The organism is Leifsonia sp. NCR5 (genome assembly GCF_002105485.1).
In the GTDB taxonomy this organism is placed as follows: Bacteria; Actinomycetota; Actinomycetes; order Actinomycetales; family Microbacteriaceae; genus Leifsonia.
On record NZ_NCSR01000023.1, the window covers coordinates 25,881 to 47,925 of the forward strand.

Annotated in this window: 20 protein-coding genes; 8 read left to right on the plus strand and 12 right to left on the minus strand. The window is 68.7% G+C overall.

Annotated elements, in window-relative coordinates:
• Window positions 1-44: 44 nt before the first annotated feature.
• The 3 genes from B7438_RS16470 to B7438_RS16480 all read right to left on the minus strand — a co-directional run bounded on the left by B7438_RS16470 (window position 45) and on the right by B7438_RS16480 (window position 2,129).
• Entirely contained in the window at window positions 45-1,142 is a 1,098-nt protein-coding gene (locus tag B7438_RS16470) for a type I restriction endonuclease (RefSeq protein ID WP_085370771.1), read from the minus strand.
• Between the two features lie 392 nt (window positions 1,143-1,534).
• Window positions 1,535-1,726 (minus strand): helix-turn-helix transcriptional regulator, encoded by a 192-nt coding sequence (locus B7438_RS16475; RefSeq protein WP_085370772.1) that lies wholly within the window; start codon window positions 1,724-1,726, stop codon window positions 1,535-1,537.
• Complete coding sequence (locus B7438_RS16480) at window positions 1,707-2,129, minus strand: hypothetical protein (protein ID WP_085370773.1); 423 nt, start codon at window positions 2,127-2,129, stop codon at window positions 1,707-1,709. The genes B7438_RS16475 and B7438_RS16480 overlap by 20 nt, the downstream gene beginning before the upstream one ends.
• 94 nt (window positions 2,130-2,223) lie before the next feature.
• On the opposite strand from B7438_RS16480, the gene B7438_RS16485 reads away from it, so the two are divergent.
• The 3 genes from B7438_RS16485 to B7438_RS20390 all read left to right on the plus strand — a co-directional run bounded on the left by B7438_RS16485 (window position 2,224) and on the right by B7438_RS20390 (window position 6,507).
• Window positions 2,224-3,495, plus strand: coding sequence for a low temperature requirement protein A (locus B7438_RS16485; RefSeq protein WP_218775179.1), 1,272 nt, complete (start codon window positions 2,224-2,226; stop codon window positions 3,493-3,495).
• 88 nt (window positions 3,496-3,583) lie between these two features.
• Window positions 3,584-6,217, plus strand: a complete 2,634-nt coding sequence (locus B7438_RS16490; protein WP_085370774.1) for a transglycosylase domain-containing protein — start codon at window positions 3,584-3,586, stop codon at window positions 6,215-6,217.
• A gap of 62 nt (window positions 6,218-6,279) precedes the next feature.
• Window positions 6,280-6,507 (plus strand): hypothetical protein, encoded by a 228-nt coding sequence (locus B7438_RS20390; RefSeq protein ID WP_143466014.1) that lies wholly within the window; start codon window positions 6,280-6,282, stop codon window positions 6,505-6,507.
• Here B7438_RS20390 and B7438_RS16495 read toward each other — a convergent pair.
• The 5 genes from B7438_RS16495 to B7438_RS16515 all read right to left on the minus strand — a co-directional run bounded on the left by B7438_RS16495 (window position 6,504) and on the right by B7438_RS16515 (window position 11,378).
• Window positions 6,504-7,112 carry an HD domain-containing protein gene (locus B7438_RS16495; protein WP_085370775.1) on the minus strand — a complete coding sequence of 203 codons (609 nt, stop codon included), beginning with the start codon at window positions 7,110-7,112 and terminating at the stop codon, window positions 6,504-6,506. The genes B7438_RS20390 and B7438_RS16495 overlap by 4 nt on opposite strands.
• A gap of 37 nt (window positions 7,113-7,149) precedes the next feature.
• On the minus strand, window positions 7,150-8,181 hold the full coding sequence (locus B7438_RS16500) for a zinc-dependent alcohol dehydrogenase family protein (protein WP_085370776.1): 1,032 nt from the start codon (window positions 8,179-8,181) through the stop codon (window positions 7,150-7,152).
• A complete protein-coding gene (locus B7438_RS16505) occupies window positions 8,178-8,564 on the minus strand; it encodes a (deoxy)nucleoside triphosphate pyrophosphohydrolase (protein WP_143466015.1) in 387 nt (128 codons plus the stop codon). Before B7438_RS16505 ends, B7438_RS16500 begins: the two co-directional genes overlap by 4 nt.
• Before the next feature lie 78 nt (window positions 8,565-8,642).
• Window positions 8,643-10,247 carry a serine hydrolase gene (locus tag B7438_RS16510; RefSeq protein ID WP_085370796.1) on the minus strand — a complete coding sequence of 535 codons (1,605 nt, stop codon included), beginning with the start codon at window positions 10,245-10,247 and terminating at the stop codon, window positions 8,643-8,645.
• A gap of 93 nt (window positions 10,248-10,340) precedes the next feature.
• A complete protein-coding gene (locus B7438_RS16515; protein WP_256922086.1) occupies window positions 10,341-11,378 on the minus strand; it encodes a LacI family DNA-binding transcriptional regulator in 1,038 nt (345 codons plus the stop codon).
• A gap of 150 nt (window positions 11,379-11,528) precedes the next feature.
• Between B7438_RS16515 and B7438_RS16520 the strand changes: the two genes are divergently transcribed.
• The 5 genes from B7438_RS16520 (at window position 11,529) to B7438_RS16540 (ending at window position 17,127) form a co-directional block, all read left to right on the plus strand.
• Window positions 11,529-12,827, plus strand: coding sequence for an extracellular solute-binding protein (locus tag B7438_RS16520; RefSeq protein WP_218775181.1), 1,299 nt, complete (start codon window positions 11,529-11,531; stop codon window positions 12,825-12,827).
• Window positions 12,828-12,918: 91 nt separating this feature from the next.
• Window positions 12,919-13,881, plus strand: a complete 963-nt coding sequence (locus B7438_RS16525; protein WP_256922087.1) for a carbohydrate ABC transporter permease — start codon at window positions 12,919-12,921, stop codon at window positions 13,879-13,881.
• Window positions 13,878-14,747, plus strand: coding sequence for a carbohydrate ABC transporter permease (locus tag B7438_RS16530; protein ID WP_247597327.1), 870 nt, complete (start codon window positions 13,878-13,880; stop codon window positions 14,745-14,747). The genes B7438_RS16525 and B7438_RS16530 overlap by 4 nt, the downstream gene beginning before the upstream one ends.
• Window positions 14,744-16,549 (plus strand): glycoside hydrolase family 35 protein, encoded by a 1,806-nt coding sequence (locus B7438_RS16535; protein ID WP_085370778.1) that lies wholly within the window; start codon window positions 14,744-14,746, stop codon window positions 16,547-16,549. The genes B7438_RS16530 and B7438_RS16535 overlap by 4 nt, the downstream gene beginning before the upstream one ends.
• 35 nt (window positions 16,550-16,584) lie before the next feature.
• Complete coding sequence (locus B7438_RS16540; protein WP_179150855.1) at window positions 16,585-17,127, plus strand: cysteine hydrolase family protein; 543 nt, start codon at window positions 16,585-16,587, stop codon at window positions 17,125-17,127.
• A gap of 102 nt (window positions 17,128-17,229) precedes the next feature.
• On the opposite strand, the gene hpaD is transcribed toward B7438_RS16540, so the two are convergent.
• From hpaD to B7438_RS16560, 4 genes are read right to left on the minus strand one after another with little or no spacing between them, the layout of a single operon-like run.
• Window positions 17,230-18,306: a 3,4-dihydroxyphenylacetate 2,3-dioxygenase gene (hpaD, locus tag B7438_RS16545; protein ID WP_247597328.1), complete on the minus strand. Its 1,077-nt coding sequence runs from the start codon at window positions 18,304-18,306 to the stop codon at window positions 17,230-17,232.
• Window positions 18,307-18,353: 47 nt separating this feature from the next.
• Window positions 18,354-19,850 carry a 5-carboxymethyl-2-hydroxymuconate semialdehyde dehydrogenase gene (hpaE, locus tag B7438_RS16550; RefSeq protein ID WP_085370780.1) on the minus strand — a complete coding sequence of 499 codons (1,497 nt, stop codon included), beginning with the start codon at window positions 19,848-19,850 and terminating at the stop codon, window positions 18,354-18,356.
• 46 nt (window positions 19,851-19,896) lie between these two features.
• Complete coding sequence (locus tag B7438_RS16555) at window positions 19,897-20,592, minus strand: GntR family transcriptional regulator (protein ID WP_085370781.1); 696 nt, start codon at window positions 20,590-20,592, stop codon at window positions 19,897-19,899.
• Window positions 20,574-22,016: a fumarylacetoacetate hydrolase family protein gene (locus tag B7438_RS16560; RefSeq protein WP_085370782.1), complete on the minus strand. Its 1,443-nt coding sequence runs from the start codon at window positions 22,014-22,016 to the stop codon at window positions 20,574-20,576. Before B7438_RS16560 ends, B7438_RS16555 begins: the two co-directional genes overlap by 19 nt.
• Window positions 22,017-22,045 lie beyond the last annotated feature (29 nt).

Consider the following 22,045-nt stretch of genomic DNA (forward strand, 5'->3'; position numbering starts at 1 on the left):
AGGCGGCGTCCCCGGGAGGGGGCGCCGCCTCTTTGTGTGTCGGTCTACTTGTCGGCGAAATGCCTGACCGTCTCACGGATGTGCGCGGCGTGGGCGTAGATTTCGTCGAGTGAGGCGAGTTCGTGCCTCGTCTCGTTCTTGTCCTCGTCGAATAGTCCGATGTACTTCTTCGCCTTGCCGTTGAAGTGCAGGCGGGCAATCGGCTTGCGGTTGTTGTCGTCGAGCAGGACGGCGAAATACGACTTCGAGTCCCTGTGCACCACCCGCTGCGGCTTCACCTCACTGCAGGCGATCGCCTTGACGATCTGATAACCCTCGAGCTCTTCGAGGGTCGTCTCGATCTCGGTGTCCCTGTCGAGGTCTTCCTGCGCCGGCGGATGACTCGTCACGGCATCCTCCGGCGCCGCCTCGATGGGCGCATAGTTGGAGCCGCCGAGCGCGGTCTTGAGCCGCTCGTTCACCTGATCGTTGAGGAACTGCTTGGTCGCCTTCGCGACGAGCGGCGCGAACTGCTCGCGCACGCGCTGAGTGATCGCCCCCTCGTAGACGCGGCTGATGAAAAAACGGGTCCAATCGTCGTCTGCCTCTCGGAACTGCGAAGCGAGGGCGCGCTTGATCTGGCCGATGTACTTGAGCTCGCCTGCAGCGTTGATGATCGAGTCGAGGTCGAAGGCGTCCTTGGTGAGCTTCCGCAGCTCGGGGATCAGCGTCTCGTCGAGGTCGAGCAGGTCCAGGACCAGGAAGGGCTTCGCATCCATACGGTTGGGTGCGTCGAGATCCGTGTAGAAGTGGTAGGTCTCGCCGTTGGTGAGCACCGCGATGCGGGCGTTGGTGACGGCGAAATAGCGGTACAGCTGGGAAGCGTTCTCGATCTTGAGGCTCTCGTTCGACTTCTTGCATTCGATGAGCATCTGCACTTCGCCGTCACGCATGATGGCGTAGTCGATCTTCTCGCCCTTCTTGATGCCGACATCCGCAGTGAACTCGGGCACCACCTCGAGCGGATTGAACACGTCGTAACCCAGCACGTTCGAGATGAACGGCATGACGAACGCGTTCTTGGTGGCCTCTTCCGTCTGGATCGCGTCGCGCTGATTCTTCACCTTCAGCGCCATTGCGGTCAGTACTTCAGCGAAATCCATGCTTCCTCCGTTGTGAATCACTCAGAGGCTAGCGACTCGCTCGGATTTTGCACGCTGTCACGGCCCCAACCACACTCGAACTGGGGGCAATACGGACGGCCGGTCTCTTTTGCGCGCTTCGCTCGACACGCCCGAGATTCTTAATGCTAGATTTCGTGTGAGCGGCACTGTTGCCGCCGACAGGAGATGAATACATGAAGAGCTTTCGTTCACTCGCGGCACTGGTCGCCGGCGGCATCGTGGTCGCACTGTCGTCGGCGCGATCATCACGGCCGGTGTTGTTGCCCTCTCGTACAACGCGAAATGTCCGGGCAGCAAGCAGCTCATCGTGCACGTGAATCCCAGTTGGAGCACGTGCCGCTAGCAGCCGGTTTCCCGGACGGTGACCGCGATCAGTCCAAGCTGAAGATGTCTTCGACGGGGACATGGAAGCGGCGGGCGAGTTTCAATGCGAGCGTCAGGCTGGCCTGGAACGTGTCGTTCTCGAGGGCGACGATCGTGCGTCGTGACACGCCGCAGTCCGTGGCGAGCTGGCTCTGCGTCAGTCCGGCCGCGAGGCGGTGCTCACGAATCCTGTTCCGCATCCTGACTTCCGTATCTGGTCGTGCTGACGGCCGAGCGTGCCCAGACGTCGATCACCAGCGCGACGACGTAGCCGAGCATCACAAAGCCGGGTGGCCAATCCGAGCCGACGGTGAACGTCAGGGCGCCGAGGAGGACCGCGAGGACCAGGGCGTCGACGAAGGCCGCTGCGCGAACGCGCAGCGCGGTGTGCGATTCGACGCTCTCCTCCTCCGCAGCCAGCGTCGCTCGCTCCCGCGCAGTGCGGAACGCGAAGGTGCCGATGGCGCCGATCAGCACGATCGCACCGAGCAGCCACGGATAGACCGGGCGGGCGGAGGCCGTGGAGTTCCCCCAGGCGGCGATGGCCGCGAGCCCGAGCAGGCAGCAGGCCAGGAAGACGATGTATGTGGTGCGGTTCTTCATTGAAGGCCTCTCGGAGATGGAGCGAGTGAAGTCTACTTCACCTTCGAGTGCACCCACTCTTTCGTGAGTCGGGGTCGCGCGCCACAATAGGCCCATGTCCGAGCCTGCACCGACCGGCCTCAGCCACCGGCTCCTCCGGATGCGGGGCCGCGACCCGGATGAGCGGCACCGTGCCGCCACGCCCCTGGAGCTGCTGTTCGACCTGACGTTCGTCGTCGCGTTCGGGCAGGCGGGCGACCAGCTGTCGCACCTGGTGGCCGGCGGGCATGCCGGGCCGGGGGTCGCCGCATTCGCGTTCGCCATGTTCGCGATCTGCTGGGCGTGGATCAACTTCTCCTGGTTCGCGTCGGCATACGACACCGACGACTGGTTCTACCGGGTGACCACGATGGTCCAGATGATCGGCGTCGTGGTGCTCGCGCTCGGGCTTCCGGCGATGTTCGCGTCCGTCGAGAGCGGAAGGGCGTTCGACAACGGAGTGATGGTCGCCGGCTATGTCGTCATGCGGATCGCGATGGTCGCGCAGTGGCTGCGCGCGGCCGCGCAGGACGAGGCGCGGCGCAGCGTCGCGCTCACCTATGCGGGATTCGTCACGGCGGCGCAGCTCGGCTGGGTGCTGCTGGCGTTCGCCTCCGTCCCGTTCGCCACCGCCCTCCTCCTTGCCCCGCTGCTGTTCATCGTCGAGCTCGGCGGTCCCATCGTCGCAGAGGTGAAGCTGCGGGGAACACCGTGGAACGCAGGGCACATCGCCGAACGGTACGGACTGCTCACGATCATCGCCCTCGGTGAGGTGCTGTTCGGCACCGTCACCTCGGTCGCGGCGCTGGTGGGCGAGCAGGGCTGGAGCGTCGACGCCGTGCTCGTCGTCGTCGCGGGCGTCGGACTCACCTTCGGACTGTGGTGGACCTACTTCATCGTCCCGTCCGCCGCGATCCTGCGAAGGCACAGAAGGCGCGCGGTCGGCTGGGGGTATAGCCACATTGTGCTGTATGCATCCATCGCAGCGACGGGCGCCGGGCTGCACGTCGTCGCGTACGTGGTGGAGGGTGAGGCGGCGATCGGTGAGACAGGCGCCGTCCTCAGTGTTGCCCTGCCCGTTCTGCTGTTCTCGATCGTGCTCTTCCTGCTCTACACGTATCTCGTCCACGAGGGCGACCCGTTCCACGTCTGGCTGTTCGCCGGGACGGTCGGGATGCTCGCCGCCTCTGTCGCTGTGGCGGCGATGGGGGGACCGATCGGGGTGAGCCTGGTGCTGATCACGCTTTCGCCTGCTGTCGTGGTGGTGGGGTACGAGCTGGTGGGGCACAGACACCAGACGGCGGCGCTGGCGCGGCAGGCCGACGCCGAGGGAACCGTCCCAACCTGAGTGCCCCGCCCCGCGCGTCTGAAAGGACGGACAGGGTTCGCTGCCGTGCGTCAGTGGTTTCTGAGTGTTGCGGTGAAACGCTGGGTGGATGTCTTCCCGCCCGCAGTTCCGTGACCGGCCGTGGTTCGTCGCGCTCTCGCGGCGGTTCGATCCGTTGCGGGGCTATGAGATCCTGCCGGCGAGGTCGCGGGCGGGGCTGATCGCGCAGTTCGGGGTGGTCGCGCTCATCGCGGCCGTGCTGAGTTCGGTGTTCGTCATGCCCGGATTCCTGGGAGTCGGCCAGACGGCGGCTGCCGCGTCCAGTGCGTTCGAGGCGCTGCCGTCGAACCTGGAGATCCAGCCGTTCGCGCAGAACACCACGGTGTACGCCAAGAAGGGCGGGGCGGATGTCCCGATCGCCTCGTTCTATGCGCAGAACAGGCAGGACGTCGGCTGGAAGGATGTGGCGCAGACCGTCAAGGACGCCACCGTCGCCGCCGAGGACCCGCGGTTCTACTCCGAGGGTGCCGTCGACCTGCTCGGGACCGTGCGCGGGGCGCTGTCGACCGTCAGCGGGAGTTCGGTCCAGGGCGGGTCGTCGATCACGCAGCAGTACGTCAAGAACGTCGAGGTGGAACGCTGTGACGCGCTCACCGACGCGAAGAAGCTGCAGGCCTGCTACACCGACGCCGCCGGGGTCACCCTGCAGCGCAAGGTGCAGGAGATGCGGTACGCGGTCGGGCTGGAGAAGAAGTACACCAAGGAGCAGATCCTGCTCGGCTACCTCAACGTCGTCGGATTCGGCGGCACCGTGTACGGCATCGAGGCGGCAGCGCACTACTACTTCAACACCACGGCCGCCCAGCTCAGCCTGCCGCAGGCCGCCACGCTGGTCGCCATCCTGAACAACCCGGCCAACCTGCGCATCGACGAACCGAACAACAAGGACAACGGCGCGGCCGACGGATACAAGGCCACCAAGGAGCGGCGCGACTACGTGCTCGACCGCATGGCCATCAACCACAAGATCACCGCGGCCGACCGGGATGCGGCGAAGAAGACGCCCGTGCAGCCCGTCATCACGCCGACCACCTCCGGATGCGCGGCCGCCTCGCAGTACAACGCCGCGTTCTTCTGCGACTACGTGCGGGATGTCGTGCTCAACGACCCGGCATACGGTGCGACCGCCGACGACCGCTGGGCGACGCTCAACCGCGGTGGGCTGAAGATCTACGCCACCCTCAACCTCGACCTGCAGGCGGTGGCGCAGCAGTCGCTCAGCGCATACATCCCGCCGTCGATGGCGGGGATCGACCTCGGCGCATCCAATGTCTCGATGGAGCTCGGCACGGGCAGGATCGTGACGATGGTCGAGAACCGGGCGTTCAACAACACCGACCAGCCGCAGGACGGCACGACGGCGGTGAACTACAACACCGACGAGGCGTACGGCGGATCGCAGGGCTTCCAGACCGGCTCGACCTTCAAGGCGTTCGACCTGGCGGCGTGGCTCGAAGCGGGCAACAGCCTGTACGACACCATCAACGCCACCCAGCACGACTTCCCGACCTCCGAGTTCACGAACAGCTGCGCAGACATCAACGGACCGGACTGGCCTGTCACCAACGACGAAGGCTCGGCCAGCAGGCTCTCGGTGATGGCGGCGACGGCCGAATCGGTCAACACCGCGTTCGCGAAGATGGGGACCAAGGTCGACCTCTGCTCGATCCTCAACGCGGCGAAAGCGCTCGGCGTACATCCCGCATCGTCGAGCAACCCGCTGACGTCCGTGCCGTCGATGATCCTCGGCGTCAACTACCTGTCGCCGTTGACGATGGCGACCGCGTACGCGGGCATCGCCAACAACGGCACGGTCTGCACGCCGGTCGCCATCGACAAGGTCGTGAACGCGGACGGCTCTGCCCACAAGGTCAGCCCGACCACCTGCACGCAGGGGCTGCAGCCGAACATCGCGGCCGGAGTCACCTACGCGCTTCAGGGCGTCATGCGCGGCGGCGGCACGGCGGCCAGCGCCAACCCGTACGACGGGACGCCCATCATGGGCAAGACGGGCACGACGGACGACTCGCTGCAGAACTGGCTCGTCACCTCCACCAGCAAGGTGTCGACGGCGACCTGGGTCGGCAACGTGTCAGGGGCTACCCCGCTGCGCAGTCTCGACTTCAACGGGGTGGGCGGCGGCGACGTGAAGTTCTCCGTCGCCAAGCCCATCCTCGAGGCGATCGACAGCCTGTACGGGGGAGACGCGTTCACCAAGCCGACCAGCGCCGTGCTGTACGGCGACCAGGTGACGATCCCGGATGTGTCCGGCAAGACCCCCGACGAGGCGCAGTCGCTCCTGACGGGGCTCGGCCTGGACGTGACGGTCGACCAGACGCCTGTCGACTCCGCGCAGCCGGCGGGGACGGCGGCGGGCACCGATCCTGCAGCAGGATCCTCCGTCAACAAGGGCAGTTCGGTGACGGTGCAGATCAGCAACGGGCAGTCCGCGACCATCCCGGGTGGCCTGATCGGTCAGTCGGAGAGTGCGGCGAAGGCGGCGCTGGCCGCGGCCGGGTTCACCAACGTGAGCGTGAAGAAGCCGGATGCCGGTGGCGGCAACGGCAACGGCAACGGCGGCGGGAACGGGAAAGACGCATCCAGCCTGACGGTGAAGGCGGTGGACCCCGCTGAAGGAACGCCGGCGAGGAAAGACCAGGCGATCGTCCTCACGCTCGGCTGACCGGATGGCCAGCGCGCCGGGTGGCGTGCGGCCGCCCGCCTGGCGTGGCGCACAATGGAACCATGCAGGACGGCAGCGGGGGAGCACGGGCGACCTGTCCATCGTGCGGTGCTGAGGCGCACGTGGTGCGGAACCCGTACTACGGCGCAGGTCTCGCGGTGCACGAGCTGATCGTGGAGTGCCCGCAGTGCGGCGTCTCATTCCTGGACACGGTGCCGGTCGCTCACGAGGATGCGCCGCCGAAACGGCGAGGTCTCGGCGCGAGGCTGCTCGCCCTGTTCGGCCGCTAGGCGCCCAGTGCCTCCAGCGGGTTCTCCGCCAGCTTCCGCACGACGCCGTTCGCGACGATCCTGGCCGCCTGCGTCGTCGGCTTGCGCGCGGCCTGGTCCGTCACGCACGCTCCGAACTCGGCGGCGATGCTGAGCCGCGGGTATGCGGCGAGCACCTCCTCCCGGAAGGCCAGAGGAAGCAGGTCGGCGCGTACGCCGGAGATGTCGAGGCCGGTGGCGATCTCGAGCAGATGGCCCTCCGCATCCAGTGCTGGATCCACGGTCGGCCAGTTGTGGCGCACGATCACCTCGTGCACGCGGGTGCGGCGCTCGGCGGGCCAGCCTGCGCCGGCGGTGAGCGCGGCGGCGACGTGCCCGCCGGCGTCCTCGTAGCTGAGCGTGACGTTGTCGAACTCCTCGACCAGCCCGAGGTCGTGCAGCAGCGCCGCGACGTAGAGCAGCTCGTGGTCGATGTCGTCCGCGCCGTCCAGCTCGGCGAAACCGAGCGCCCACAGCCACGACCGGATGCAGTGGTTCAGCAGCGCCGGCGTCTGCCGCTCTGCGGCGAACTCGTACGCGGCGCGGGCGGCCTGGGTGTCTGGCGGGGTGAAATCGGCGAGGCGCATAGGGCCATCATGCCGGGTTTCCGGGAGGAGAGCGCGCTCAGGCCGGGTGGACCACCGTGATGCCCGTCGGCGACGCCGTCTCCGCATCGGGGAGCATCGCCGCGCCGGTCTCCAGGCTGACGGCGCCGGAGAGCAGGGCTTGCGGGCGGAGGGCTCCGGAGGCGACGAGGTCGAGCATCCCCGGGTAGTCGGCGGCGGACATCCCGTGGCTGCCGAGGATGTCGAGCTCCCAGGCGAGCACGCGGTCGAGGGGGAGGATGGGGAGCTGGTCGGCGGAGAGCAGGCCGACCTGCACGTGGCGGCCGCGGCGACGCAGCGACAGGACGGCGTCCGTGCTGGTGGTGGACGAGCCGACGGCGTCGATGCTCACGTCGGCGCCTCCTCCGGTGAGGTCGGCGATGGCGGCCGGAGTGGATGGGTCCGCGAGCACGACGTGCTCTGCGCCGAGGCGGGCGGCGAGGTCGAGCGCGGCCGGGTTGCGGTCGACCGCGACCACTCTGGCGCCGAGAGCGGCCGCGATCATCACGGCGCTCAGGCCGACGCCGCCAGCGCCGTAGACCGCGACCCACTCGCCGGGACGCACGGCCGTGCGCATCCGGACGGCACGGTATGCGGTGGCGAAGCGGCAGCCGAGGCTGGCCGCCGCGTCGTCGTCGAGACTGTCCGGCACGGCGACCAGGTTGAGGTCTGCGGCGCGAATCGCGACCAGTTCCGCGTGCGAGCCCCAGTGCGTGAAGCCGGGCTGGGTCTGGTCCGGGCAGACCTGCGACTGGCCGGATGCGCACCAGGAGCATGCGCCGCAGCCGTTGACGAACGGCGCGGTCACCCTGTCTCCGACCCGCCAGCCCGTCACGCCGTCGCCGAGCGCTGCGATGGTCCCCGCGAACTCGTGGCCGGGGACGTGCGGCAGGTGGACGGTGTCGTCGTGGCCGGCCCAGGCGTGCCAGTCGCTGCGGCAGAGACCGGATGCCCCCACCCGGATCACCGCGCCACCCTCCGGAGCCACCGGGTCGGGGACGTCGCGCACCTCGACAGGACCGCCGAAGCGGTCGTAGACCATCGCCCTCATGCCGTGAGCACCCGGACGGCTGGCACGTCGGCCGCCGCCCACTCCAGCGCCGCCAGCTCGGTGGTGCGCACCCAGAGGAGCGCGTCGTGGTCCGTGCTGCGCGTCGGCAGCTCACCGGTGAGTTCCGCGCGGTAGCAGGCCAGGTCGATCGAGCGTCCGCCCGCCTCCGTGACACTGCGGTCGACCAGCTCGCCGACCAGGATGCCGACGCCGAGCTCTTCGCGGATCTCGCGCACCAGCGCGGTCTCCGGGGTCTCGCCCTGCTCGACCTTGCCGCCGGGGAACTCCCAGAGTCCTGCGGCGTCTTTGCCGGGGGCGCGGCGGCACGCCAGCACACGCCCGTCGCGCACGAGGACGGCAGCCACCACTTCGAGGGGTTCCACGACTCCATCCTGCCCCCTGGGGGCCGAAACCGCCGGGTGCCCGCGCCGTCGGGCGCGACAGGCCGCTCGCGCATCCGGTCAGCCGGTGAAGGTGCCGACCTTCTCCGTGTTGTAGTACTCGAACACGAACGAGGCGCTGCGACCGTCCGACGGCGGGGAGAACGTGATCGCGGAGAGGGAGCCGGGCGGCGCGTTCTCGCTGTCGAGCGGCGTGACGAACTCGTCTCCCGTCCAGTGCTTCAGCGTGTACACGGTGTTCTTCGGGCCGAGCGTGATGGTGAGCGTGCCGCCGGTGTCCGCGACCGTCGCCGGGCCGGTGTACGGGTTCTGGTATGTGCCGACGAACGAGCTGAGCGGTGCGGACGGGACAGGAGAGGTGGGAGGCGACTGGCCGACCAGGGTGCCGACGGGTTCGTCCATGTGGGCGAAGGCGTTGCTGTACAGCTTCGCCCAGTCGGTGCGCGGCGCGCCGTACTGCACGAGGTCGAGGAACTGCATCGCCAACGTCTCCGCCGTGCCGTTGGCCGCCGCGTTCACCAGGACGACGATGCCGAGGTCGGCGGAGGGGAGCGTGACGAACGTGGTCCCCGCGCCGAGCTGGAACGCGCCGGAGTGGCTCACCGTGGTGCGGCCGGAGGCGGCGACGCCGACGTTGAAGCCGTAGCCGTACTGGCCGGGGCGGGTCTCGGCGTTGGCGACCGGGCCCGTGATGATCTGTGGGGAGATGGCCGGCAGCAGTGCTTTGCCGTCGACGATCTCGTGGCCGCCGTACCGTCCGTCGTCGATGACCATCGCCATCCACTTGGTGAGGTCGGTGACGGAGGAGCTGACGCCGCCGGCCGGGGACTGCGCATCCGGCTCGCGCTGGTACTTGGCCTCGTACTGGCCGTCGACCAGCACGTGCGGCACCGCGCGGTCGGGCCTCGCGATGTAGTCGGAGAAGCGCGAACTGGTGGCCGTCATCCCGAGCGGTCCGTAGAGGTCGCGCTGCGAGAGCGTCTCCCAGTCGGTTCCTGCGGCATCGGCGACGGACTGGGCGGCGGCGGTGATGCCGAAGTTGGTGTACGTCCACTGGGCGCGGAACGGTTCGAGCGGGAGGTAGCGCAGGCGGGACAGCACCTCTGCACGGTCGTAGCCGAGCTCTTCGAGGTCGTCGCCGGCGTGGTCGGGGAGGCCGGAGCGGTGCGCGTAGAAGTCCGCGATGGTGGCGTGCGTCGTGACGTACGGGTCGGCGAGCGCGAACGACGGGAGGTTGGCCGTCACCGGGGTGTTCCAGGCGACGGTGCCCTTGCCGACCTCGTCGGCGATGACCGTGGCGCCGATGGGCTTCGACAGCGACGCGAGCTGGAACACCGTGTCCGCGTCGACGGGGCCCGGCTTGCCGACCTCGCGGACGCCGAAGCCCTTCGCGAAGACGGTCCTGCCCTGATAGGTGACGCCGACGGCGATGCCGGGCACGCCGGTCTGCGTCAGGATCGACGACGCGAGCGCGGGGAGCCGGTCGATCGCGGCGGTGACGGCACCCTGCGCGATGGGCACACCGGCGTCCGCTCCCGGATCCGTGCTCAGGCCGGCCGGGGCCGCCGGCGTGTGCGCCGGGTCTCCGCCCCCGCCGCTCGCCGTGCACCCCACCAGGGTGGCCACCGCCACCGCGGCACCGATCAGAGCACCCGCCCGTCGCATCCTCACGATCCGCACTCTAGCGGTCGGGCGGGGGTCGGGCCCAGGGTTTTTCGTTGGGATTCGGCGGGACTCGCCGCCTCGGGCGAGTGACGGTCAGGGGCGGGCAGGGGCCGGACCGGTGGACGCGCGAACGATGAGGCGGGGCTCGACGGAGGCGGGGGCGAGTGTGGTGCCGGGGTCGGCGATGTAACGCAGCAGGTGGGAGACCGCGAGGCGGGCCATCTCGGAGAACGGCTGGGCCACCGTGGTGAGCGACGGGGAGCAGTACTCGGCGAGGGCGATGTCGTCGACGCCGACCACGGACACGTCCTCCGGGATGCGCTTGCCCAGCTCGTGGAAGGCCCTGATCACGCCGAACGCCATCTCGTCGCTCGAGACGAACACCGCCGTCACATCCGGGATGCGGCCGAGGATGAGGCCGTTCTGGTATCCGGATGCCGGCGACCAGTCGCCCTTCAGCTCGGGAGGGGGAGCGATGCCCGCTGCTTCCAGGGTGGTCCGCCAGCCTTCGCTCCTGCTCACCGCATCCAGCCACTCGGCGGGGCCGGAGACATGCCAGACCGTTTCGTGGCCGAGGTCGAGCAGGTGCTGCGTGGCGAGCTTCGCCGCCTGCGACTGATCGACGGCGACCACCTCGGTGGAGGAGGTGCGCGAACCGTCGATCGTGATGGTGGGGATGTCCTTGGTGAGCTCTTCGATGCCCTTGGTCACCTGGATGAGCGGGAGCGCGAGGATGATGCCCTCGACGCTCTGCTCGGCGAGCCGGGACATGGCCTCCTCGATCGCGACCGGTTCGAGCGACGGACTGGTGGCGGCACTCACGGCGTAGCCGGCCTCGCGGGCCGCCTGCTCGACACCCGCCGTGACGGCCGTGCGCGAGTACGAGTTGGTCTGCAGCAGCACGATGCCGATGGTCCTGCTGTGCCCGGACGACAGGATGCGCGCCGCGTTGTTCTTGCGATAACCGAGTTGCTCGACGGCGGCGAGCACCCGCGCACGGGTCTTCTCCTGCACGTTGGGGTGACCGCTGAGGGCGCGGGAGACCGTCTGGGCGGAGACGCCGGCCACGCGCGCGACGTCGGTCATGCCGGGTGGCTTCGCCGCCGCGTCCCGGAGCTCGGTGTTGCTCATGGTCTCGATGATAGCGGGCGCATGTGCGTGTTCGCGCAGATTTCCGGCCGTTTCGATCAATTTGGATTGACAAGTTGTTATCGCTATCAATTCTGTGCGACACTCGCATCTCGAACCCGCTCTCGGGTTCCTGTGATCAAAGGAGAGGCAGTGAAGAAGTCAGCAGCAATCCGCATGGCGGGCGCGGCGGGGGCGGTTGCGCTCGGCCTGATGTCGCTCGCCGGGTGTTCCGGCAGCGCAGGATCCACCGAGCCGAGCACGGCGAAGGTCACGTTCTGGGGCTGGGCCCCTGGATACGCCGACGCCGTCAAGGCATTCAACGCATCGCACAAGGACGTGACGGTGACGTATCAGGAGGTGCAGCCCGGCTCGAAGGGCGGCTACCAGAAGATGCTCAACGCGGTCACCGCGAACAACGCCCCGTGTCTCGCGCAGGTGGGATACGAGACCCTGCCGAGCTTCGCGGCGCAGGGGGCACTCGACGACGTCTCGCAGTATGCGAACGATGACAAAAAGGACTTCCAGCCCGCCGCATGGAGCTCGGTGAGCATCGGCGACGCGGTCTACGGCGCCCCGGTCGACACGGGGCCGATGGGCCTGTTCTACAACAAGGAGCTGTTCGACTCGCTCGGCCTCTCCGCCCCGGCCACCTGGGACGAGTACAAGGCGGACGCGGAGAAGATCCACGCCTCCGACCCGAAGAAGTTCATCTCGTCCCCATACCTCGACTACGACTACGCCGGGCTCGCCTGGCAGACCGGCGCGAAGTGGTTCAGCGTCGACGGTGACGCGTGGAAGGTCTCGATGGCCTCCGACGCCAACGCGGAGGTGGCCGACTACTGGCAGGGGCTCGTCACCGAAGGACTGATCAGCAGCGCCCCGATGTACGACCAGGCCTGGTACACGGGCCTCGGCGACGGCAGCATCGCCACCGTCGTCGGGGCCGTCTGGCAGGCGGGGGTCATCAAGGGCGGTGCGGCGAACGGCTCGGGCAAGTGGGCCGTCGCGCCGATGCCGCAGTGGAAGGCGGGGGACGACCAGGTCGGCAACGCGGGAGGCTCCGCGACCGCCGTGCTGAAGGGCTGCAAGACGCCGAAGGCGGCCTGGGAGTTCGCGCACTGGCTGAGCACGGACAAGGACACGTACGCGACGCTCGTGCAGAAGGCCGGCCTCTACCCGGCCGCGACGGCGCTGACCGACCTGCCTGCGCTCACGGAAGCCGACCCGTACTTCGGCGGCCAGAAGATCTTCGATGTCTTCGCGAAGGCGGCGCCGAAAGTGAACCAGGACTGGACATGGGGCCCGGTGATGACGAAGACCGCCGCCGACCTCGACGACGGCCTCGGCAAAGCCTGGGCCGGTCAGGGCACCATCGCCGACGCGCTGAAGACAGCGCAGCAGAAGACGGTGGCGGAGCTGAAGAAGCAGGGCCTGACGGTCTCCCAGTAGTGACAGGTGGATGCGGCGCGCCGACCACGCGGGCGGCCGCCGCATCCACCGTGGACGAGCACGCGCATCCCGTGTGCGGAGAGAAGGAAACGTGACCGACCTGGCCGTCGCCGAGCGCATGGCGACCACCGCGGACGCAGCGCCGTCGACCGGGCGGGCGCCGCGCAGGCGCCGCTCGTTCGACTGGCGGGCGCCGCTGCTGTTCCTCGGGCCGTTCTTCGTGCTCTTCCTGGGCATGTACATCGCGCCGATCGTCTATGCCTTCATCAGCAGCCTGTTCACGGTGAAGCGCTCCGGACTGGGGCTGACGGCGCCGACGCAGGTGTTCGACCCGTTCGCGAACTACGCGCACGCGTTCTCCGACCCCGACTTCACGGCGTCGCTCGGCCGGGTGGCCCTGTTCGGGGTGGTGCAGGTGCCGCTGATGCTCGGTCTCGCGCTGGCCCTTGCGCTGCTGATCGACTCGAAGTCGGCCCGCGCCAAGGGCTTCTTCCGGCTGTCGAGCTTCCTCCCGTATGCGATCCCCGGCGTGAGCGCCGCACTGGTCTGGTCGTTCATGTACTCGACGACGTCGAGCCCGATCAACCACCTGCTGGAGCCCCTCGGCATCCAGCTGCCGTTCTTCGACGACGGCACCGTGCTCTGGTCGGTGGCGAACATCGTCACCTGGAGCTGGACCGGATACAACATGATCATCATCTACGCCGCGCTGCAGTCGATCCCCGCCGAGGTGCTCGAAGCGGCGAAGCTCGACGGGGCGTCGGCATTCCGCACGGCGTGGAGCGTGAAGATCCCGATGGTGCGCAGCGCGATCGTGCTCACAGCGGTGTTCTCGATCATCGGGTCCGCCCAGCTCTACAACGAGCCGACGGTGCTGCAGCCCATCTCCGGCGGGTCCGTCTCGTCCACGTTCACCCCGATCATGTCTGCGCAGGCAGCCGTCGGCGCTGGCAACTATCCGTACGCGGCGGCGCAGTCGGTCATCCTGGCGGTGCTCGTCGGCGTGATCTCGTTCGTGTTCTTCCGTCTCACCAGCAAAGGAGACAAGGCGTGACCGCCATCAGCCCTCGCGGCATCAGGAGCAGGAGGGACACCTCCCCGCTCAGCCGCACCGTCGTGATGGTGCTGCTCGCCGTCTCCACCGTGTACTTCCTCTTCCCGCTCTGGTGGCTGCTGGTGGCGGCGACCAAGCCGTTCGGCGAGCAGTTCTCCGGCAGCGGTCTCTGGTTCGACGGGTTCGGCCTGTTCGACAACCTGGCCAGGCTCACCGCCCAGAACGACGGGATCTTCTGGCAGTGGATGCTGAACAGCCTGCTCTACTGCGGCGTCGGCGCCGCGATCGGCACCGTCCTGTCCGCGATGGGCGGATACGCGCTGGCGAAATATGACTTCCCCGGCAGGGGAGCGGCGTTCGGCGTGATCCTCGCGGCCGTGCTCGTGCCCAAGATCCTGTTCACGCTCCCGCTGTACCTGATGTTCTCCGGCGTGCACCTGATCAACAACCCGCTCGCGGTGCTGCTGCCCAGCATCGTCAGCCCGTTCGGCGTCTACCTGGCGCGCGTGTTCGCGGCGCAGTCCGTGCCGGACGAGGTGATCGAGGCCGGTCGCCTGGACGGCGCGAGCGAGTTCCGGATCTTCCGCGCCATCTCCACGAAGATGATGCTGCCGGCGCTGGTGACGATCTTCCTGTTCCAGTTCGTCGACATCTGGAACAACTACCTCCTTCCCGCGATGGTGCTCGGCGACGACCACATGCAGCCGGTCACGGTCGGCCTGGTCGGCTGGAACGCCAGCCACGTCGCTGTGCCCCCGCCCCTCGTGGTGATCGGCTCTCTGGTCTCCGTCGTCCCGCTCATCGTGGCGTTCCTCGCCCTGCAGCGGTTCTGGCGTGCCGGCATGACGGCGGGAGCGGTGAAATGACGCTGACGGCCACCACCGCCCTGCTGAGCTACCGGGACGGCACGCTGCTGCGCGCGGGAGAGCCGCACAGGGTGCTGTCCGGCTCGATGCACTACTTCCGCGTGCATCCCGAGCAGTGGCGGGACCGTCTCGAGCGGATCGCGGCGCTCGGGCTGAACACCGTCGACACCTATGTCGCGTGGAACTTCCACCAGCGGCATGCAGATCGGCCGTCGTCGTTCGATGGCTGGCGCGACCTCGAAGCGTTCATCCTGCTGGCCGGGGAGGTGGGGCTCGACGTCATCGTGCGGCCGGGCCCGTACATCTGCGCCGAGTGGGACAACGGCGGCCTTCCCGCCTGGCTCACCGGCAGGATCGGGATGCGGGCACGCAGCTCGGAGCCCGTGTTCCTCTCCGCCGTGTCCACCTGGTTCGACGACCTCATCCCGCGCCTCGCGGCGCTGCAGGCGTCGAACGGCGGCCCGATCGTGGCCGTCCAGGTGGAGAACGAGTACGGCAGCTACGGCGACGACGCGGGATACCTGACCTGGCTGCGTGACGCGCTGACCGAGCGCGGCGTGACGGAACTCCTCTACACCGCCGACGGGCCGACCGACCTCATGCTCGACGGGGGGAGCATCCCCGGGGTGCTGGCCACGGCGACCTTCGGGTCGCGTGCACGGGAGGCGTCCGCTCTGCTCAGCGCACGGCGCGACGGGGAGCCGTTCCTCTGCGCCGAATTCTGGAACGGCTGGTTCGACCACTGGGGCGAGCTGCACCACGTGCGCTCTGTGCCGAGCGCAGACGCCACCCTGGACGAGATCCTGGAGGCGGGGGGTTCGGTGAGCCTGTACATGGCGCACGGCGGCACCAACTTCGGGCTGTGGGCGGGCGCGAACCACGATGGACGGCTGCAGCCGACGATCACCAGTTACGACTCGGACGCTCCGATCGCGGAGCACGGGGCGGTCACCGAGAAGTTCCACGCCTTCCGCGAGCGGTTCTCGGCCGTGAGCGGGAGGCCGGTTCCCGCCGTGCCCGGCGATCCGCGCATCCTGACCGGACGCAGCGTGCGGGTGACGAAGGGCGCCGGGCTCCTGGAGGCGCTCCTGTCGGCGCCCGTGACCGCCGAGCACCCAGCGCCGCCGAGCTTCGACGAGCTGGGGATCGCCTCCGGGATGGTGCTCTACAGTGCTTCTCCGCTGCTGCCGCGCGGGGAGAACGCGATCACGGTCACCGGGCTGCACGACCGGGCCCAGGTGTTCGTGGACGGTGTGCCGTGCGGCACGCTCGACGCCGACGGATCCGTCCCGGTGACGGGCAGAGGCGAGACGATCGCGCTGCAGCTGCTGGTGGAGAACCAGGGACGCATCAACTACGGGCCTCTGCTCGGGCAGGGGAAGGGCATCCTGGGCGGTGTGCAGGTCGGGCGCAGGCTGGTGCACGGCTGGACGGCCAGGGCGCTGCCGCTCGACGAGTGGACGGCGAGCGAGGTCGCCGGCTTCGCTTGTGCGTACGCAGCGACCAGGGATGCGGACGCCGCCGGGTTCTCGACGGCGCGGGTCGTGCTCGGGGCGGGCGAACCGGCCGACGCCTTCCTCGCGCTGCCCGGCTTCGGCAAGGGATTCGTCTGGGTGAACGGCTTCCTGCTCGGGCGCTACTGGGAGATCGGCCCCCAGCGGACCCTGTATGTCCCCGCTCCTCTGCTGGTGGAGGGGGAGAACACGGTGACCGTGCTCGAGCTCCATCGCTCGGGGACGACGGTCGAATTCCGCGCACGACCGGAGCTGGGGGAGCGGGAGGAATACGTCGAGACCTTCTGAGGGCGGGTGTCGGTGCCGTGCGGCAAGATGAGGGGGTGCGCTCATCTGTGAACCCCACCGTCCTCATCGTCATCGACCTGCAGCGGGGGGTGCTCGCGGAGTGCTTCGACGCAGAGGGCGTCGTCAGCCGCACGGCCGCACTGGTCGATCGGGCGAGGGACGAGCGGGTGCCGATCATCTGGGTGCAGGACGAGCACGACTTCCCGCAGGACAGTGAAGGCTGGGGACTCGCGGAGGGGCTCACCAGAGCGCTCGGGGAGCCGCTCGTGCGCAAGTCGTACCGCGACGCGTTCGCGGACACCGGGCTCGACGAGCTGCTCGAAGGCTTCGACGTGACCCACATCGTGGTCGCCGGCGCACAGTCCGACTACTGCATCAGGACCACGACGCAGGCCGCCGCCGTCCGCGGCTACGACGTGACGCTGGTGGGCGACGCCCACACCACGACGGACGCGGAGTGGGACGGCGAGCAACTGACGGCCCAGCAGATCATCGCGCACACCAACAGGTACTTCTCCGGGCTGCGCTACCCCGACCAGACGTTCGCCGTCGTTCCGGCGGCCGACGTCGCGTTCTGACCCCCCCCCCCCGAAAACATCGAGTCCGAAGTTGTTCACGCCTGACACCGGCGTGTCGCGTGAACAAGTTCGGACTCGATTGTTTGGGGAGGGGGCTCGCGGTTAGAGGGTGGCTCCGAGCTTGAAGCCCTGGGTTTCCTCGCCCTTGCGGGTGTACGAGAAGCCGTCGGCCCCGATGGTGACGTCCATCTCGGAGTCGTCGGTGCGGGAGGTGAGCGGCTGGGGGTTGCCGTCGAGGTCGAGCACCGGGGAGGCGTCGGTGTACCAGGACGGGACGACGGGGTTGCCCCACCAGTCGCGGCGCTGGTTGTCGTGCACGTCCCAGGTGACGACGGGGTTGTCCGGGTCGCCGGTGTAGTAGTCCTGGGTGTAGATCTCGACGCGGTGGCCGTCCGGGTCGCGCAGGTAGAGGTAGAACGCGTTGGAGACGCCGTGGCGGCCGGGGCCGCGCTCGATCGCGTCGCTGCGGCGGAGGGCGCCGAGCTTGTCGCAGATCGCGATGATGTTGTGCTTCTCGTGCGTGGCGAACGCGACGTGGTGCATCCGGGGGCCGTCGCCGCCCGTCATCGCGGTGTCGTGCACGGTGGGCTTGCGGCGCATCCACGCGGCGTAGGTGGTGCCCGCCTCGTCCTGGATGTCCTCCGTGACGCGGAAGCCGAGGTCCTCCATGTACTTGACGGCGCGGGGCACGTCGGGGGTCACCTGGTTGAAGTGGTCGAGACGGACCAGCGCGCCGGGGGTGTAGAGGTCGTACCGCCAGGCGAGGCGCTCGACGTGCTGCACGTCGTAGAAGAACTCGTACGGGAAGCCGAGCGGGTCTTCGACACGGACGGAGTCGCCGACGCCCTTCGTGAATCCGGAGGCGTTGCGCTCGACGCGGCAGCCCAGCTCGGTGTAGAACTCGACGGCGCGGTCCAGGTCTTCCGGGGTGCGCACCCGGTACGCGAACGCCGCGACGGCGGCGACAGGTCCCTTGCGGAGCACCAGGTTGTGGTGGATGAACTCCTCGAAGCTGCGCAGGTAGACCGCGTTCTCGTCCTCCTCGGTCACGACCAGGTCGAGCACGTCGACGTAGAAGTCGCGGCTGGCCTGCAGGTCGGTGACGACGAGCTCCATGTACGCGCAACGCACGACGTCCGGCGGCGTCGCCTTCGGGGTGGGGATGGCGGTGGTGGTCATGGGGTGAATCGCTTTCTCTTCGTTGAGGGGGGAGTAAGGGGTGAAGGTCAGTTGGCGCCGAAGCGTGCGGTGTGCACCGGGCCGAGGGTGATGTGCACGGCCTGCTGGTCGGTGTAGAAGTCGATCGAGCGGTAGCCGCCCTCGTGACCGAGCCCGGACGCCTTGACGCCGCCGAACGGGGTGCGCAGGTCGCGGACGTTGTGCGAGTTGAGCCACACCATCCCGGCCTCGACGTTCTGGGCGAAGGTGTGCGCGCGCTTCAGGTCGCTGGTCCAGATGTATGCGGCGAGGCCGTAGCGGACGCCGTTGGCGAGCTCGAGGGCCTCCTCGTCGGAGTCGAACGGCGTGATGGCGACGACGGGGCCGAAGATCTCCTCCTGGAAGATCCGCGCATCCGGTGCGACATCGGCGAACACGGTGGGCGCCACATAATTGCCGTGGTCGATGCCCTCCGGACGGCCGCCTCCGGCGAGGAGCCGGCCCTCCTGCTTGCCCAGCTCGACGTAGCTCATCACCTTGTCGTAGTGCTCGGGGTGCACGAGCGCGCCCACCTCGGTCTTCGGGTCGTGCGGGTCTCCGACGACGATGTTCTTGGCGCGGGCGGCGTAGCGGGCGCAGAAGTCGTCGTAGACGCTGCGCTCGACCAGGATGCGGCTGCCCGCCGTGCAGCGCTCGCCGTTCAGCGAGAACACGCCGAACAGGGTGGAGTCGATCGCGGCGTCCAGGTCGGCGTCGGCGAAGACGACGGCCGGTGACTTTCCGCCGAGCTCCATCGACAGGCCTTTAAGAAAGGGAGCGGCGTTGCCGAAGATCAGCTGGCCGGTGCGGCTCTCACCCGTGAACGAGATGAGCGGGACATCCGGATGCTTGACCAGCGCGTCTCCCGCCTCCTCCCCGAGGCCGTTGACGAGGTTGAACACGCCGTCCGGCACCCCGGCGTCGCGGAAGATCTGCGCCCACAGGCTGGCGGAGAGCGGCGTGAACTCCGCGGGCTTGAGCACGACCGTGCAGCCGGAGGCGAGCGCGGGGGCGAGCTTCCAGCTCTCCAGCATGAACGGCGTGTTCCACGGCGTGATGAGCCCGGCGACGCCGATCGGCTTGCGGTTGACGTAGTTGAGCTGCGAGCCGGGCACCTTGAACGCGTCGTCGGCCTGGGCGACGATCAGGTCGGCGAAGAACCGGAAATTCTCCGCAGCGCGCTGCGCCTGGCCGAGCGCCTGGGTGATCGGGAGGCCGGTGTCGAAGGTCTCCAGTTCGGCGAGGCGTGCATCCTGCGCTTCGACGGCGTCGGCGACGCGGTTCAGGATGCGGGCGCGCTCGCGCGGCTTCATCCGCGGCCACGGGCCTTCTTTGAAGGCGCGGGTGGCGGCGGCGACGGCGAGGTCGATGTCCTCCTTCTGGCCGGCCGCGGCGGTGACGTAGGTCTCGTTCGACACAGGGTCGAGCACGTCGAACGTCGCGCCGGAAACGCTGTCGACGAAGGCGCCGTCGATGAAGTGCTGGATGCTGTCTGGCAGATTCTCCGGAATGTAGTGCTGCGTCATGGGCGCACGCCTCCTTCGGCGGTCGGTGAATTGATGTGTAGTGGTCTCAGTGCTGCGGGTGCTTGTGCTCGTCCTGATAGGCGTGGAACGCATCCAGGGTCGCGAGGCGGTGGCGGCGGGCAGCCAGCTCGATGTCGAGAGGCTCGGCCCCCCGCTCGATGAGCTTCAGGATCTGCTCGTGCTCCTCGACGGATTCGCGGGCACGGCCGGGAACGAAGCTGAAGGTGGAGTCGCGCAGCACCTTCAGCCGGTTCCAGCCGCGGTGCACCAGATCCAGGATGTGCGGGTTCGGACACTCCTCGAACAGGACGGAGTGGAACTCCAGGTTCAGCTCCGTGAACCGGTGCGGGATGAAGTCGTCGAGGCACGCGATCATCTCGCGGTTGATCGACCGGGCCCTGTGCAGGTGGTCGCCGTTCAGCAGGGGAGCGGACATCTGGGTCGCTGCGCCCTCGACCAGGGCGAGCGTCTCCATCGTGTACGTGTACTCGGTGTCGTGCAGCAGGGCGACCTGGGCGCCGACGTTCTTCTCGAACGTCACCAGCCCTTCCGCCTCCAGCCGGCGGATCGCCTCGCGGACGGGCACGACGCTGATGCCGAGCTCCCCGGCGATCTGGCCGAGCACGAGCCGGAATCCGGACACGTACCTGCCGTCGTCGATGCGCTCCCTGATCCAGTCGTATGCGAGTTGGGATTTGCTCGGCGTCGCCGTCTTCGCGGTTCCTACTGCTGTGTCAGCCACACGCGGTACCTGTCCTTCCATTCGGCGTTCATCGGGAACAGACCGTCGATCGTCGCGCCGGCAGCGACCTGCTCGGCGATGAACTCCTCTTCGCGCTCCTGTTCGAGCGCGTCGGCCACGACCTCCTCGACCAGGGCGGTCGGGATGACGAGCAGGCCGTCGGCGTCGCCGACGATCACGTCGCCCGGCTGCACGGCCGCGCCGCCGCAGGCGACGGTGATGTCCGCATCCCACGGCACGTGCTTGCGGCCGAGGACGGCCGGGTGACCGCCCGCGTGGTAGGTGGGGATGTCGAGCGCGGCGACGATCGCGAGGTCGCGCACGCCTCCGTCCGTGACGATGCCCGCAGCGCCGGCGACCTGCGCCCGCAGGGCGAGCACGTCGCCGACGGTGCCGCTGCCGCGCTCGCCGCGGGCCTCGATGACGAGCACGTCGCCGGGGCCGAGGGCGTCGAAGGCGCGCTTCTGGGCGTTGTATCCGCCTCCGTGCGCTGCGAAGAGGTCTTCGCGGTTCGGCAGGTAGCGGAGCGTCTTGGCGCGGCCGACCAGCTTGGTGTCCGGCCGGGTGGAGTTGAGGCCGTCGATCGAGACGTTGTTCAGGCCGCGCTTCCGCAGCTGGGAGCTGAGGGTGGCGGTGGAGACGGAGAGCAGCTGGGCGCGCACGGTGTCGGTCAACTCGAATCCGGGAGCCGCGGGGGCGGGAGGAGTGCCCCAGGCCTCCGACCGCTGGAAGTCGTCCACGGCGGGCTTGGTGCCGAAGTCGCCGAACGGGACGGTGCCCTCGGTGATGCGGGTGGCGAGGCGGCCGGTGCTCGGCGCATCCGGGGCCGTCGGCGCGTCGACCTCGACCTCGACCAGGTCGCCCGGCTGCGTGACGGACGAGCCTGCCGGGGTGCCGGTGAGGATGATGTCTCCCGGCTCCAGAGTGAGCAGCTGGGAGAGGTCGGCGACGAGCTGACCGAACGGGAAGAGCAGGTCGTCCGTCGTCCCCTCCTGCACGAGTTCGCCGTTCAGCCAGGTGCGCACGCGGAGGGCGTCGGGGGAGACGGCGTCCGCCGGGATGATGCGGGGGCCGATGGGTGTGAAGCCGTCGCCGCCTTTGGAGCGGACGTTGGAGCCCTTGTCCGCCGCGCGCAGGTCGTAGACGCCGAAGTCGTTCGCCGCGGTGACGCCGGAGACGGCCGCCCAGCCGTCCTCGGGCGAGACGCGGCGGGTCGGTCGGCCGATGATGAGCGCGATCTCGCCCTCGAAGGCGAGGAGTTCGGTTCCCGCCGGGCGTTCCAGCTCGGAGCCGGAGGCGGCGATGGAGGAGGCCGGCTTGAGGAAGTAGGACGGAGTGGCGGGTGTGCGACCTCGCTGCGCGGCACGCGAACGGTAGTTCAGGTGCACGGCGATGATCTTGCCGGGGAGGCTGATGTCGCTCACGGGGTGGTTCTCCTCGTCATCGGGGACTG